18 protein-coding genes are annotated in these 14,278 nt (G+C 61.9%); 2 read left to right on the top strand and 16 right to left on the bottom strand.

Annotated elements, in window-relative coordinates; all coding sequences use genetic code 11:
* Positions 1 to 9: 9 nt before the first annotated feature.
* From H0274_RS15590 to H0274_RS01590, 7 genes are all read right to left on the bottom strand, one after another.
* Complete coding sequence (locus tag H0274_RS15590) at positions 10 to 132, bottom strand: hypothetical protein (RefSeq protein ID WP_264295419.1); 123 nt, start codon at positions 130 to 132, stop codon at positions 10 to 12.
* Entirely contained in the window at positions 132 to 377 is a 246-nt protein-coding gene (locus tag H0274_RS01565; RefSeq protein ID WP_226794413.1) for a DUF2312 domain-containing protein, read from the bottom strand. The genes H0274_RS15590 and H0274_RS01565 overlap by 1 nt, the downstream gene beginning before the upstream one ends.
* A 137-nt stretch (positions 378 to 514) precedes the next feature.
* Positions 515 to 3,274, bottom strand: a complete 2,760-nt coding sequence (locus H0274_RS01570; protein ID WP_226792556.1) for a toprim domain-containing protein — start codon at positions 3,272 to 3,274, stop codon at positions 515 to 517.
* A 123-nt stretch (positions 3,275 to 3,397) separates the two neighbouring features.
* The gene (locus H0274_RS01575) at positions 3,398 to 3,736 is read right to left on the bottom strand and encodes an Ogr/Delta-like zinc finger protein (RefSeq protein ID WP_226792558.1); all 339 of its coding nucleotides are present in this window, start codon (positions 3,734 to 3,736) and stop codon (positions 3,398 to 3,400) included.
* The gene (locus H0274_RS01580) at positions 3,733 to 4,197 is read right to left on the bottom strand and encodes a hypothetical protein (RefSeq protein ID WP_226792560.1); all 465 of its coding nucleotides are present in this window, start codon (positions 4,195 to 4,197) and stop codon (positions 3,733 to 3,735) included. The genes H0274_RS01575 and H0274_RS01580 overlap by 4 nt, the downstream gene beginning before the upstream one ends.
* Before the next feature lie 150 nt (positions 4,198 to 4,347).
* Complete coding sequence (locus H0274_RS01585) at positions 4,348 to 4,683, bottom strand: hypothetical protein (protein ID WP_226792562.1); 336 nt, start codon at positions 4,681 to 4,683, stop codon at positions 4,348 to 4,350.
* Entirely contained in the window at positions 4,680 to 5,021 is a 342-nt protein-coding gene (locus H0274_RS01590) for a transcriptional regulator (RefSeq protein WP_226792564.1), read from the bottom strand. The genes H0274_RS01585 and H0274_RS01590 overlap by 4 nt, the downstream gene beginning before the upstream one ends.
* A gap of 86 nt (positions 5,022 to 5,107) precedes the next feature.
* Here H0274_RS01590 and H0274_RS01595 point away from each other — a divergent pair, with 86 nt between their 5' ends.
* Entirely contained in the window at positions 5,108 to 5,764 is a 657-nt protein-coding gene (locus H0274_RS01595) for an XRE family transcriptional regulator (RefSeq protein ID WP_226792565.1), read from the top strand.
* Positions 5,765 to 5,823: 59 nt separating this feature from the next.
* On the top strand, positions 5,824 to 6,837 hold the full coding sequence (locus tag H0274_RS01600; RefSeq protein WP_226792566.1) for a type I restriction enzyme HsdR N-terminal domain-containing protein: 1,014 nt from the start codon (positions 5,824 to 5,826) through the stop codon (positions 6,835 to 6,837).
* A gap of 176 nt (positions 6,838 to 7,013) precedes the next feature.
* Here H0274_RS01600 and H0274_RS01605 read toward each other — a convergent pair whose 3' ends face one another.
* The 9 genes from H0274_RS01605 to H0274_RS01645 form a co-directional block, all read right to left on the bottom strand.
* On the bottom strand, positions 7,014 to 7,484 hold the full coding sequence (locus H0274_RS01605) for a hypothetical protein (RefSeq protein ID WP_226792567.1): 471 nt from the start codon (positions 7,482 to 7,484) through the stop codon (positions 7,014 to 7,016).
* Positions 7,485 to 7,848: 364 nt separating this feature from the next.
* Positions 7,849 to 8,022, bottom strand: a complete 174-nt coding sequence (locus H0274_RS01610) for a hypothetical protein (protein WP_226792569.1) — start codon at positions 8,020 to 8,022, stop codon at positions 7,849 to 7,851.
* Positions 8,023 to 8,306: 284 nt separating this feature from the next.
* Positions 8,307 to 9,323, bottom strand: a complete 1,017-nt coding sequence (locus H0274_RS01615) for a contractile injection system protein, VgrG/Pvc8 family (RefSeq protein ID WP_226792571.1) — start codon at positions 9,321 to 9,323, stop codon at positions 8,307 to 8,309.
* Positions 9,316 to 9,696: a phage tail protein gene (locus H0274_RS01620; RefSeq protein ID WP_226792573.1), complete on the bottom strand. Its 381-nt coding sequence runs from the start codon at positions 9,694 to 9,696 to the stop codon at positions 9,316 to 9,318. The genes H0274_RS01615 and H0274_RS01620 overlap by 8 nt, the downstream gene beginning before the upstream one ends.
* Positions 9,697 to 9,707: 11 nt before the next feature.
* Entirely contained in the window at positions 9,708 to 12,050 is a 2,343-nt protein-coding gene (locus H0274_RS01625) for a phage tail tape measure protein (RefSeq protein ID WP_226792574.1), read from the bottom strand.
* A complete protein-coding gene (locus H0274_RS15690) occupies positions 12,047 to 12,250 on the bottom strand; it encodes a GpE family phage tail protein (protein ID WP_413463469.1) in 204 nt (67 codons plus the stop codon). Before H0274_RS15690 ends, H0274_RS01625 begins: the two co-directional genes overlap by 4 nt.
* Positions 12,175 to 12,504, bottom strand: coding sequence for a phage tail assembly protein (locus H0274_RS01635; RefSeq protein ID WP_226792578.1), 330 nt, complete (start codon positions 12,502 to 12,504; stop codon positions 12,175 to 12,177). Before H0274_RS01635 ends, H0274_RS15690 begins: the two co-directional genes overlap by 76 nt.
* A gap of 91 nt (positions 12,505 to 12,595) precedes the next feature.
* On the bottom strand, positions 12,596 to 13,099 hold the full coding sequence (locus tag H0274_RS01640; RefSeq protein WP_226792580.1) for a phage major tail tube protein: 504 nt from the start codon (positions 13,097 to 13,099) through the stop codon (positions 12,596 to 12,598).
* Between the two features lie 45 nt (positions 13,100 to 13,144).
* On the bottom strand, positions 13,145 to 14,278 hold the full coding sequence (locus tag H0274_RS01645) for a phage tail sheath subtilisin-like domain-containing protein (protein ID WP_226792582.1): 1,134 nt from the start codon (positions 14,276 to 14,278) through the stop codon (positions 13,145 to 13,147).

The raw sequence follows: 14,278 nt of genomic DNA on the forward strand, positions 1-14,278 counted from the left end.
AGCGTCCTTTCAATCAATCAGCAGGGAGAGGGAGGCGAGGATCAGGGCGAGGCCCAAGGCGCTGCCAGCAGCGATGCAGCGCATCAGGCGCGTCGCGCGGCAGGCTTCGCAAAGGCAGGGGGCAGGGCGCATCAGTCGATCCCCAGCGCGGATTTGTAGGTTTCGAGGATGTCCTCTGCCTCGCGCCGCATTTCCGGGTTCATCTTGCGCAGGGCGATGATCGCGCGGACCGTCTTGACGTCAAAGCCGACTGCCTTTGCCTCCGCCAGCACGTCGCGCCGGTCGGCCTTGATGCCGAGTTCTTCATCGTCCAGGCGCTCCACCCGTTCGATAATCTGCTTGAGCTGCTGGGCCGAAGCATCGGGATTGGCGTGGATCGGGTCGGGCGTGCGCGGCTTCTTGCGCGCCTTGGGCTTCTCGGCCGGAATGGGCCGGAATTCGTGGCGAAAGCCGCCCTGGCCGTCCGAAACGCGGACAAGGGCCATGGGCTGCAGATCTGCAGATTGTTGGGCCGTCATACCGGCAAAGCCTCCTGATGCTTGGTGTCCTGGAAAACCCAGCAGTGGCGGTTCTTGCCGTCGCGGCAGTTCACCTGCTTATCGCCCAGGAACTTGCGCGCCTTGCTGGTCTTGAGGAGCTTCTTCAGATCCAGCATGGTCCCGCCGGGGATCGAGAAGCGGTATTGCGAGAATACCTGCTCGATCTCGGGCATGCTGACCGCGATCAGGCCCTTATCGGCCTTGCGGTAATGGTTGAGGCCGTAGCATTCGGATTCCAGCTTCCCTTCGGTGATCTTGCGATCGAGGAAGTCGAAGCTTTCCCAGAATTGAACCACGCCGGGCAGATCGGCGCCTAGCGCGCCGTGCTGCAGCAGGCACATCTGCTCGATCAGCTGGTGCCCTTCGGCCAGCTGCGCGGGCGCGATCACCGGCTTGCCATCCACCATCATGGCCTGGGCGAGGCAATCGAGCGCGGCGGCCAGCTGGGCATGGTTGAAGGCAAGCCGGTCGTTCTGGACTTCCGGGTGGTCCAGCAGGCGCTGTTCGTGCAGCGGGAAGCGCTGGTGGTAATGGGCGAGGATCTGCTTTTCCTGCCGGATCATCGCCACCATCCAGTGGGAGACGGCTTCGGTATCGATCCGCTTCAGGCGATTGCCCGCATCCTTGCCCTCCGGGGTGAACCGGCTCTTGTCCACGAACAGGGGCATGATGCGTTCCAGCACCGCATCTTCCGCATCGCGCACGGGATCGTTCTGGGCGATTACCATGGCGCCGCGAAAGGGCGGGCTGAACGTGTCCGTGCCGCCATTGGCAATGCCGCGCGTGCGGGGCGAATGGCCGTTGTAGATCTTCTTGAGTTCGGACCAGTCGAACTTCCGCGCGGCGGGCTGGTCTTTCTTGCGGTCCCCTTCAAGGAATACCACCGGCAGATTGCCGTATTTCACCAGCTCGCGCGCGATGCCGGCGGCGGTGGCGCTGGCGGGATCGAAGCCTTCGTAATTGTGGCGGCGGCCCACCAGCTTCCACAGGAAGATCAGCAGGGTGGACTTACCCGAACCGGGAGGCCCGGCGATTTCCAGAAAGGCCAGGCTCTGCTGATCGCGCCGGATCTGTTCGGCAAACAGGGTCAGCAGCCAGAAGGCCAGCGAGACAAGGCCCAGCGGCCCGAAGGCCGTATAAAGATCGTTCCACCAGCTGAAATTCAGCGCATGGGGATCATACTCTATCGCGAATTCGCCAGTGGCTTCCTTGGGCTTCAGGCCCACCTTGCCGATCTCGAAGAAATCTTCCTCGTTCAGCGCGATCACGCGGCCATCGGTGACGGCGATGTCGTCAAACATCCACGCGCCATGCTCGATCGAATAGCCGGAGAAATAGAGCGTATCGACCGTGCGGATATTGTCGAGCTGGCGCTCCATCAGCTTATCCAGCTGATAGTTGCTGCCGGTGAACATGGCGCCCGGCGCCACGCTGATCAGCCGCTTCTTGAATTCGCCCGCACCGGCCACGGCCGGGCCGGGGAAAGGCGCTTTCACCGTGTCCTGCTTGCCGGGGAAATCGACGCGCACATAATAGCTGGCATCGTTCAGCGCCTTGTCGCGCTGGAAATAGAGGGTGCGAAAGGTGCAGTTGGCAATTTCCTGCACTTCCACCGCTTCGCGCGCGGCCATGTCCCATTTCTGATCGTTGGACAGGGCGGCAAGCGTCTTGTCCTCGCCATAGGACTGGATCAGCTCATTGATCCGCTCGACCGAGAATTTTGCCCAGAGCTGGCGGCTCTTGAAGGTCAGCGGGAATTCGCTGCGGCGGGACCGGCGATAGAGCAGGAACGCCTTTTCAGCGGCATTCTCCGCAATGGTGATGTCGCCATTTTCGAGGTAGGTTTCCAGATCCGCGGCGGCCAGCTTCCTGCGCTTGAGCAGGTCGTTCCAGTCCAGCTTCGTGCCTTCGCCATCGGGCCGGACCTGCGCGGCGCGGGCGGTCCACCCGGCATCGCGCGCCTGCTCGACATATTGCCGGGTGAAGCGCACTCCGGCGGGCCCCACATCATAGGCGAAGACCAGCGTGGGCCGCCGGGCCATGGGCCCCAGCTCCGCCACGGCCCTGGCCAGATCGTCCAGCCACAGGGCGGGGTAATTATTGGTGGACATGGTGGAGGCGGCCAGCGCCCCCGGCCGATCCCGCTCGAATGCTTCGCCCAGGGCGACCGCGTCAAAGATCCCTTCCGCAAACCAGATTTCTTCGGCCTGGGCGAAGTCGGCAAAACTCAGATCAGGATGGTGCCAGGCATGGCCGCGATAGGAATAGCCATATTTGATGTTCGCCTTCTTCTTGCCGAAGCGGTGAACCCGGTCGATCAGCCGTTCCCACCATCCGCCGCCGGGCAGGGCGAAGCGCACCGTGGCCGATCCGGCATTCAGCTTCCGGTCGAAATAGGATTCCTGCGCATAGGCACCCGCCAGCTTGACGATGTTCAGCCCGCGCTCGTCCCGCAAATAGGCTTTGGCCGCCGCGTGGGGATCTTCCGGCGTCTGGGGGTGCCGGTCAGACCAATTGTCGAACAGGTCGCTGTAAAGATCGCGGGTCGACCATTCATGCCCGCATTTGTTTTCCCGCCCGCATTTCAGCAGCCAGGGGTGCTTGGCATGAATGTAAAGCTCCTTGCCCTTGCAATCCGGGCAGCGCCCACCGCGCAGCCAATCGCCGCCGCCCGCGCCGAATTTGTAATCCGCGCGCAGCCGGGAAAGGATATTCTGGCGAAGGGTATCATCCATTGGGGCGGTGCGATCTTTTCAGGGTGCAGGGCATCGCGCGCCGGTTGCCCGGCACGGCGAAACAGGGATGGGAGCGGATGAGTGGAGGCTAAGTCCGGGGCTGGCTTAGGGCGCCGGGCCCGCTCAGCCGGAAGGCTTGGGGATCATCTCAAAGATGGACATCTGCCCGAAATCCTCCCCCGGTGGGCGCTGCTGGGCCGGGCGCGGCGCGCGGAACTGATCACCCAGCCCGCTTGGGGAAAGCACCCGCTCAAAGCTGAGGCTGGCCACCCAGGTCATGCCGCAGGCGATATTGCTGCAGCGGTAATAGAGTTCGCGATAGGTGGGCGTAATCTCGGTGCTGCTGCGCGTGTGGGCCTTCTGCCCGCAAACGGGGCAGCTTACCGCCGGGGCCTTGCCCATGTGGATGCGATGCACATTGGCTGGGGCAGGTTGCTGGGGCTGGGCGCGGGCGGGCATCATGCGCGGCTCTCCTCGTTCTGGGCGGCAATGCGGGTAAGCAGGCGGGTCAGTTCCGTGATCGCCTCTTCAATTTCGCGGCAGGCTTTCACGCGGGCGCGGGGATCATTGGCGTTGCGGGCCAGATCGATCGCGGCGGCCACTGCCTCGCCGCTTTCTTTGGCTGCGCGCCCGGCGCCCACAATCATGCAGGCAGGCGCGGCAGGCTCCACCGGGATCTTCAGATCCAGCTTGATGGCATAACATTCCAGCAAGGGCGCACCGTCGCCCCCGGCGGCGCGGAATGCCGCGTCCAGGCGCACGGCATCGCGCAGGCTGATTTCACGTTCCACGCCGGGCGTGCCCAGCTTGCGCACCTGGCTTTCGGATTTGCCCAGCACCGCCGCGCAGCCATCCCAGCCCAGCAGGGCGGCGATCTGCCAAAGGGCATTTTCAAAGGTGAGGGGCTGGCGAGGGATCGTCACGCGGCAGGCTCCTGAAAACGATAGGGAAGGGGGCAGTTCAAGGCCGGGCATCCCCGGCGATGATCATCAGGAACAACAGGCTGGTCAGCGCGCCCACTACGCAGGCGCCAATCATCAGCAGCCGGTCTTCACGGCGCTGGGCGGGGTCGTTCATGGCCGCGCCTCCTGCGGGGTAGTTACGCCCAGCCAGATATTCTTGCCCATGATCGGCAGGCCCACCGCCAGCCCAAGGGCAAGGATGGCGAGGATTGCCAGCTGCACCTTGGCGGCAATGGCCTGCACCCGCCGATTACGCTCCGCCAGGCGCACTTCCAGCGCTGCCGGGTCATAGCGCCATTCCGGTTCGGAAATGGGTAGCAGCGTGTGTTTGATGGGCTGGGCGGGGGCAAGCGGGGAGCCCCCGCCCAGCGTAACCGGAGCCTGCCTCGGGGATGAGTGAGGCAGGTTCGGTTTGATGGCATGGCGAGCTAGGGTCTTCCCGATCATGCCGCAACTTCCCTTTCGTCCATATACTTGGCCAGATTGCCGTATTTCGCGAGCGCATGGGCGGATAGGATTGGGCCACAGAGCGGGGCTTCCTCGCCAATCGCGGAGGCGGGAAGTGCAGGTTCGAGTGGGTAGATATCCGGGCGCAGCTGGTGGCGGGAAACGTTAGTGGCGAACTCCACTGCGATAACGTGCTGGGCCGGGATTCGCTTGGAGGATTGCAGCCACTTCCAGACCGCCGGTTGTCCAACTCGGCAAATACGCGCCAGCGCTGATTGGCTCCCCGCGCGGGTAACGGCGAGTTCCAAGGCTTCCAAGGGTGTCAGGTCGTGTTCCATGCCCCCACTTATTCCATATGGAATTAGAACGTCAAGGGCATATCGAAGGTATCGAGCAATTCCAAACGGAATAAGTGTGTGTTGCTATGCGCACAGGTGAGAGAATCGCGGAATTGCGGAACAAGTTGGGCCTGTCTCAGACTCAGCTTGCGAAGCAGGTTGGCCTGTCTCAGGCGACAATCGGCAAATTGGAATCGGGCATCAGCTCGGGATCGTCGCATCTTCACAAGATTGCGCGCGCGCTGGGCACTACTGCCGAATACCTTTCAGGCGAAACGGACGATCCTTCTGTTGGGGCGCTGCCGGTGCCATCTGCCCACGCCTTGGCCGAACAACTCGACCTGGTCGAAGTTCAGGAAATCGATCTTCGGTTCGGCATGGGCGCAACGGCTCTGGAAGTTCCCGTCACAAAACAGGTCCGTCACTTCAGCCGGGACTGGTTGCGCCAATATACGAGCGCAAATCCAGAAGCGGTCTATTTCGCCCAGGGCGCAGGCGACAGCATGATGCCCACCATCCACGATAGCGATCTTCTGCTGATCGATACTTCTCAGCAAAACATGACCTTGGCCGACAAGATATGGGCTGTTGCGTATTGCGGCAGCGGCATGGTCAAGCGACTGAGGCCGACTCCGGATGGCGTGAAGATTCTATCCGACAACCCGGCGGTCCCGCCGGAAGTGGCACACGATGGCGAATTGCACATCCTAGGCCGCGTAGTGGGGATCGTTCGGAAGATGTGACGACGAGAATGGGGGGCACTATGGATCTGGGATCGAAGATTGACGAAGTCGCGCGGACAATGCGCGCGCACCGGGAAGTTCTGGCGACCGAGGAAGCGGCGAAGAACGCTCTTGTCATGCCTTTCCTGCAAGCCCTGGGCTACAATGTGTTCAACCCTGGCGAGGTGGTGCCAGAATTCACCTGCGATGTGGGGACGAAGAAGGGCGAAAAGGTCGATTACGCCATCAAGGATGGCGATGCCATTCGCATGCTGGTTGAATGCAAGCCCGCCAACGGCGAGCTTAACCTGAAGCACGCATCCCAGCTTTTCCGGTATTTTTCCGCCATTCAGGAAGTGCGCGTCGCGGTGCTGACCAATGGCGTTATCTACAAATTCTACTCTGACATCGACGCTGCGAACCGCATGGACGAAGTGCCGTTCTTCGAGTTTACGCTTGAGCGATACAGCAAGACAGACCTCCGGACGCTGGAGAAGTTTGCCAAGCAATCCTTCGATGTCGATGCGATCATTCGCGAGGCTGGCAGCCTGAAGCTGCAGTCGCTTGTCGATGCGGAACTGGAGAAGGAATTTGCCAGCCCTTCAGATCAGTTCGTGCGCTTGATCGCTGGCCGCATCCATGAAGGGAACCTCACTCCGCAGGTGCGGGAAACCTTCAAAGAACACATCACCCGTTCGATCAGCGGCCTAATCCGTGACAAGGTCAACGACCGGCTGAATTCAGCGCTGAGCGCCTCCAATCCCCATGAGGAGGAACCCGTTGAGGTGGCTGGCGCTGACGAGATTGTGACCACCGAAGAAGAGCTGGCCGGTTACAACATAGTGCGGGCTATTGCGGCCCGTGTGATCGATCCCGCGCGCGTGGTGATCAGAGACGCGAAGTCCTATTGCGCGGTCCTGCTGGACGATAACAATCGCAAGCCGCTCGCCCGGCTACACTTCAACAGCGAGAACGTCCGCTATCTGGGGCTGTTCACCGGCAAGGACGAGACGCGCCATTCGGTGGCGGGAGCGATCGATATCTACAAATTCGAAAAGGCGCTGTTGGACCGGATCGCTGAACTAGAAGGATGACTCCACGCCGCGTTTGCGTATTGAGGCAGCAACATGATCAAGTGACTGAGGCCGCCTCCGGCTAGGGTGAAGATTCTATCCGATAATCCGGAGGTCGCGCCGGAAGTGGCACACGAGGGCCAGTTGCACATCCTGTGCGGCGTAGTCGGGATCTTGAGGACTTGTCCTCGCTGCCCTCAGCGACGTCTAGTGCCTACGACGACCCAATTCTCGGGGCCATTGAACATGGCAAACAGGCGCATGCAAACGATAACGAACTCTTCTTTTTCGTTCTTAGGTTCAAATGCCAGCCTGAACATGTGAAGAGCTTCTGGCTCAGCCTTCACTTGGGCATGTGGCTTTCCTGTCAAAATATGGCGCGCAAATCCCCCCATCCATCGAGCGAAATCAGTGTCGGAACCCAATATAAACTCTCTGATCAGAGGTTTAAAACCATCGGGTCCTAGATAAAGTACCGACCACCCCAGAGCGATTTTAGCCATCATTCGGGCAGTCAAATGAACATGGCGCATGTTGTAGCGTTTCGGCGCCTCAGGGAAGACTATCTCTTTTCCATCACTTGTCAGTGGAGCAATCATTGGAGATACTGGCCCAACGAGTTGCGTAACACCCCAGAACACTTGATTGGGATGGGCAGGTTTGATCATTATCGTGGGATCACCATAAATCGGCATGGCAAGCGATATGGGTAATTCGTTGCGAGGAAGCCACCGCTCTTCCAGATTTCCCTGCCCATCCTTCACTATGACTTTGTACTGCGGCGGTCGTCGATCCTTTCGGTCGAGATCCAGGGCGATCCGAACGAAGGGGAATACGCGACGCAAACACTCTTGCTCCAACGATTGAGTGATTTGTCGGCACACTTCGCAACTGGCCTCTCGGAGAACGTGCGCCTCGTGGTAGCCTTCCAGGGCTCGACGACCACCGAGCCCTTCCGGAATAATATGCTCTCTTGTTAGCGCGTCCGTGGAATCGCAGTAGATGCACCTGCCAACAACGCGGTGTAGTCCATCATTCGTCATTCGACTGGAGAATCTTGGCTCGCGCCCCGACCCTGATCAGGTCATCAAGAGTGGCGTCATTGGCGCTGCAACTTAGCTCGCCAGTGGCGATCATGCGCTCGACTTTGGCGTGAAACCTGGCGCTCCGCTCTTCGGGCGCTTCGTTGTGCTTAACTTTCGGCATTAGAGCCTCGCACTTGCAGTTTGATAGTTCAAACGCTTGCCAAGAATGCCCTTCGACAACGCGCTAGAAATTAAGGACTCACACCGTTTGTTACGAAACGCAAGGATTTTGCGTGATAGTACATGTGAACCGTCCCTCCTTGTGCTGTGGCGCAGACTTGAAAGTTTCACTTGGCAAGGTCGATCGCGAGAAGAGGAAGAGGGGCTTCTCCTGTCTCGCATCGCTAATACGAACAGCGACATGTTAACGCCGCGGCAGATAGTCAAACGAGCGAACAAGATTAATCACCTTGTGGCCTCCAGCACCAGCTTCGATACCAAGCCACCACCGCCATCCATGGTGTGAACCGACTCCGCCACAACCCATTTCCGCGCGTTGATCTCCGCCTTGAACCCCGTCACCGTCACCGGCGTTTCCGGATAAATATCCGGCCGCCCCAGCGGCAGGGTGAAGCTCAATTTCGCCTTGGCGCGGGTCAGGCGGCTGTCTTCACCTTCGGCGGCCTGGCGGGCGTCGGCTTCATTGGCGAAGGTCTTGCGGATGCGCTTGGGCTTGGTGTCGCTCTTGCCGCTGCCGCCCACTTGCACTTCCTGCCGTCGTCCGCTGGCCTTGTCATGCCACACGGCAATGACGCCGCCGTAATTCTCCCGCTCTATCCGTTCATATTCCGCGCCATTGGTGGCTGCGCGGTCGATTGTTATCGCGGGGATCGTGCCGCCGGTGGGGGCTTTGCCCTTGCCGATCGGGGCGAAGAGCAGCTTGCCCGCCTTCACCGTGGCCATGGCATCAAAGCGTTTGCCCAGCAGCATCAGCAGCGCGGCATCGCTTTTCGCGCCGGGCCCCAGCGCGGGGATGGTCTTGCCGCCCAGCGCGGCATCGATGGCGGTGCCCAGGCCGTTTTCCCCGGCAATGGTGGAGAGAACGTCCCGCACGCTCTTGCCCACAAAGCTGCGTTCCCGCCGCACGCGGAAGGCATCGGTGAAATCGGCGCTGCGCGCGCGGATGGTCACGATGTCCAGCGCGCCGCTCCACTTCGCTTCATCCACCCGGAAGCGGCCCTTGTGGACCAGCCCAAGGGGCAGGCCCGCGCCGCGCAGCCAGCCCATGGATACTTCCAGCTCCACGCCCGGTGTGGGCAATTCCAGCAGTCCGTCCGCATCCTGCAGCACGATGTCCAGCTGGTCGGCTTCCTCGGCCCGCTTTTCGGTGATGCTGGCGGAAAGCAGGCGGGGGTTGAGCTTGTCGGTCATGTCCTTCCCGTCCAGCATCACCAGCCATGTGGCAAAGGGCAGGTCAGCCATCGGCGCGCACCAGCGAGAGGGCGAAATCCGATTTGCGCGGGGCACCGTCTACAAAGAACAGGCTCTGCGTCAGTTCCAGCGACCGGATAGTGAATTCGCCCAGGACTTCGCCCGCGCCGCTGGTGAGGGTGTAGGAATCGCCCCGCGCGGCAAGATCGCGGATCGTCTCGATAGAGGAATAGGCGCCGATCCCGTCCCCCGGATAAAGCGCGCCGGAAAGGTCCAGGCTTTCCGCGCCGGGGCCAAGGAATTGCGTTGCCGGGCGCACGCCAAAGCGGTCCCCTTCGGCAAAGCGCCATTCGAAGCGGTGGCGCAGCTCGGTATAGGGCAGGGTGCCGATTTCGAAGATGAACTGGTCCAGGGCCATCAGCATGGCGCAGGCTCCTATTGATCGGAAAAGGAAGATCGCTTCGCAGCGGCCTTGCCGTCCGCCAGGCGGCGGAATTCAGCCACCACTTCATCCGCGATATTGGCGGCGCTCTGACCCGGCGCGGCCTTGATGGTGATGGCGCCGGGGCCGAAGGTGAAATTATTGTTCGCCGCTGCCGGAGCTGCGCCGCGCATTGGGGAGAGGGCCAAGGGGAGGTTGCGTGGGCGCATGGCGGCCATGGCCACATCGCCCGCCATGGCGCGGCTTGCCTGCACGGGCCCATCCCCGCCGCGCTCAATCCCGCTGGCAAGGCCCTGCGTGATGAAACTGCCCTGCAGCATCATCAGACGGGAGGGGGATTTGATTCCGAAGAAATTCTTGAAGGCAGTCAGCCCGCTTTTGGCGATGTCCAGCAGGCGGTGGCGCAGGCCCAAGGGATCGAGCCCGTTCAGCAGTCCGGCCATGATCTGCTTGCCCAGCCCGAGCATCTTGCCCGGAAGGCCGGCAAGGAAGTCCAGCCCGGCGCCAAAGGCCGATTTGATCCCGTCCCAATGGCGGATGACAAAGGCCACGGCCACACCGATGGGGCCGAACAGATAGGGGAAGCGCATGAAGGTAGACTTCAGCCAGTTCCACGCGCCGGACAGCATGGCCAGGCCGGAATTGAAGGCCGCCTTGATGTTGTCCCAATAGCGCCAGATCAGATAGCCCACCACGACCACCGCCAGCACAATGCCGCCGAGCGCCAAGGGGGTGACAGACATCATCGCGGCTAGTCGAACGAAGCCTTGGCCCAGCATCAGGGCGGCACCGCGGATCTTGCCGAAGGCGGAAACGAAGGTGCCCGCTTCCTTCAGCATCTGAAACTGCTTCCACGCTTTCCAGAGCGTCACCAGGGGGCCAATCGCAAATCCAATGCCCAGTTTCAGCGCGCCAAGGCCCAAGGTCACCCCGGCAATGCCGGTGGCAGTCAGCATCAGGCCCTTGGCCAGATCGGGATGTTCCTTCGTCCAGGCGCGCACGGAATTGGCGATGGCCACCACTTTTTGCGCGCCTTCGGTAATGGTCGGCAGCAGGGCCTGCCCCAGCGTGATATTCACGGCGGACAGGCCGTTCTTCGCCAGCCCCAGCGCCCCTTCGGTGGTGGCGATGCGGGCCAGATATTCCTTCTGCATGCTGCCCGCATAGGCTGTGCTGTCCCCCACCAGGGCGAAGTTCTTTTTCAGCTGGTCCAGATTGGTCAGCATCGGCGCAATGGCGGCCACGCTTTCCGATCCGAATAGCTGGGTCAGTGTGCCGGCCTGCGCTTCCTTGGGCAGCTGGCGCAGCTTTTCCAGCAGGCCCAGGATCGCGCCGCCCGCGTCCTTCTGCATGGCAGCGGCCATGTCGCGAGCGTCCAGCCCCAGCGCTTCCATTGCCTGTTGCTGGCTCTTGGTGGCCTTGTCCCCCTTGGTCATGGCCAGCATCATGTTCTTGATGCCAGTGGCGGCGATCTCCTCTTCCACGCCCACCGAATTCATCAACTGGCCCATGGCCGCGATCTGCGGCGCGGCAAGGCCCGCCACCTTGCCCAGCGCGCCGATCCTTGTGGTGATGCCAGCCACGGCGCCCACATTGCCGCCATAGGTGTTGGTCAGCGCGTTGATCTGGTCAGCCAGAGTGCGCACGTCCTTCTGGCCCATGCCGAAGGCAGTGCGCCATTTGGCCATCATGCCGCCGGCATCCTCTGCCGTGGTATCGAAGGCGATGCCCATCTGCGCGGCATCTTCAGTGAAGGTCAGCAATTCCTTGCGCGCCACGCCCGCGCGCCCGGCGGCGGCCACGATCTGGGCCATGCCTTCCGCCGTCATCGGGATGCGCGTGGAAAGGTCCAGCAGATCGTCCCCCATTTGCTGGAACTGCCGGGGCGTATCGAAATCCACCACCTTGCGCACATCGGCCATGGCGCTTTCAAAGGTCATGGCCTGCTTTGACGCCAGCACCGCCGGGGCGGCCATGGCCACGCCGGTTACGATATTTTCGGTTCCGGCAGAGCGCAGATCGGCACCGCGATTGCGCATGGCATCGGCGCGGGCATTGATGGCCAGCAGCTTGGTCTGGCGTTCCATCTCGCTATTGGTGCGGGCAATCCTTTCGGCCAGGTCGCGTTCGCGGTTCATCAGGGCGGAAACATTGCCGGTGGAACGCTTCAGTTCCCCCTGCACATTGCGCATTTCCTTTTCCAGATCGCGCGCCTCGCGCTTCATCGCGGCCAGCTGTTCGCTGCCCGACTGGCCCAGCCCCACGATATTCTTCAGCGGGCCGGACAGCCGGTCGGAACTGGCAAAGCTGACGAGAAGGCGCAGGTTCTTGTTCATTCGGCCACCCGGTTGATGTCATTCCAGCGGCTGACCGCCAGTTCCCGCCACATGCGCAATTCGGCCAGTTCCATTTCCAGCAGCACGGCGGGCGGCCAGTGGAAGATCAGGGCAATGTCCGCGATCAGCTCTTCAACACTGCCTCCACTCGCTGGCGGTCGGCCGGGGTCAGAAAAAAATCGATGACTGCACCGGCGCAGGCGGCAGCGTCTGCCGGATCGAGAGCATCGGCCTCCGCCTGCGTGATTGGCGGGGTGGCAATACGGGGAAGCACGTCCAGCACAGCGCTGACGCGGGCATTCATCAGATCCTGAATGGAAAGGCCGCGCAGCTCGCCCGTGCGGGGCTTTCGCAGGGCGATGGCCGCGATCTGCTCATCGCCGCGCTGGATGGGTTCGGAAAGCGTGATGGGATCGGAGAATTTGCGCGCAGCAGCGGCGGACTGGTCGGCCATGGGGCACCTTTCGAGGATGGGGAAGGGGGAGCGGAAAATTCCCCGCCCCGGCGCGTCCGCTCGATGCACGCCGGGGCGAAGCTTCTGCGGGCTAGATGCCCAGATTGCGGCGATGTTCGGCCATGCGGTCCACGCCGCCCACGATGAAGACCATGTTGATCTCGTCTTTCTCGATCAGCGTGCGGCCATCGACCATCAGCTTGTAATAGGCGCAGCGGGTCTTCACGGTCTGCTCGGTATCGCTGCCAGCCTTGGCGCTGCCGGGATCGATCTCGGAATGGCGACCGCGCACGGTAATATCCACCGTCTTGGTCTGGCCGGTATTGTCGTCCTGATAGGAACCGACAAAGCGCAGCGGCACCGCGCTCAGCGTCGTGGCGCCGAACTGGGAATAGACCTTTTCCAGCATTCCGCCGATCTTCCATTCGAACTCGATCGGCTCGCCGCCCAGGTCTACGCCCACGGCAGCATCGAAGCCGCCGCCGCGCCAGTCTTCCAGCGTGCGGACAAGCTTGGGCAGGGTGACTTCGCCCGTTTCGCCCAGATAGGATTCGCCGTCATTGAAAACGGTCAGGGTCTTGAGTTTGGAGGGCATGCCCATGGCTGATTACTCCGGAAAATTGGGGGAAGGCGGGCGTGCTCAGGCCGCCAGCAGCTGGGAATAGAAACGGTCGGAAATCTGCGGGCGCAGGCCGATGGCCTCGGCGGGCGCGCAGTCGGTGAATTCATAATCGATCACCAGCTTGCCCGCCTTCAGGGCTTCCGCAGGATTATCGGCGGAATTATAGCTGGCTTCGGCACCGATGATGCGGCCATCCGCCTTCAGCTCGCGGAATTTGGCGTTGATGCTCTCAAGGATGTCGCGGATCAGGCCAGGCACAATCGGCTTGTCGATGGCCCAGACCAGCCCTTCGGCAATGGCATCCTGCAGGGCGTAACTGGTGCGCACCGTGCTTTCGAAAGCGTAGATCGGATCGTCCGAACAGGTGCGGTTGCCCCAGAAGCGATAGCCATCGATCCGGGCCAGCGTGGTGATGTCCGCATCGTTCAGCTGGCTGGCCAGGGTCACATCGTTGGCCAGGATGGAAAAGGGCACCGGGCGGGCAAGGCCGGTCACGCCGTTCACTGCCACGTTGGACAGGGTCTTGTGCCACCCGGTCTGCTGGTCGATTTTGCTCCGCAGGCCCAGAGCGCGGGCAATCGCGCTGCCATCAAAGTCGGAAAATTCCGGCCAGATCAGCATCATTTCCCGCTGGCCAAAATTCTGGCGATAGGCGGAAAGCTCGCCCAAAGTGTCACCCTGCGCCGCGCAATATGCAAAGCCGCGCAGCTTCTGCGCCACAGTGGCAAAGGCTGCGGCCACGCTTTCCCCATCCAGCCCCGGCGCGCCCAGAATGCGCGGGCGAAGGCCCAGCTGGGATTCAGCGCCCAGCAGCGCCTGCATACCGGTCAACTCGCCGCCCGCCGTGGTGGTGCCAACAACATTGGCGCTGGTTTCCGCCGTGGTCTCTCCCTCGGCCACGCGCACCACCACCACCGGGGCATTGGCCTGGTCGGCAATGGCATCCAGCGATCGGGCCAGCGTGCCGTCATCCCCGGCCTTGCCGATTGCGGCGGCAAGGTCTTCCAGATGCACTGCCTCGTTCAGCGGGAAAGTGGCGGCATCGGCATCATCGGCAGTGCAGACCATGCCGATGGTGGAAGTGGCGACATCGGCAATGGCGCGGGTGGCGCTGTTATTCTCGGTTACGCGGATGCCGTGGTAATAGGGCAT

It is taken from the genome of Fulverythrobacter ferritrahens (assembly GCF_020539485.1).
In the GTDB taxonomy this organism is placed as follows: Bacteria; Pseudomonadota; Alphaproteobacteria; order Sphingomonadales; family Sphingomonadaceae; genus Andeanibacterium; species Andeanibacterium ferritrahens.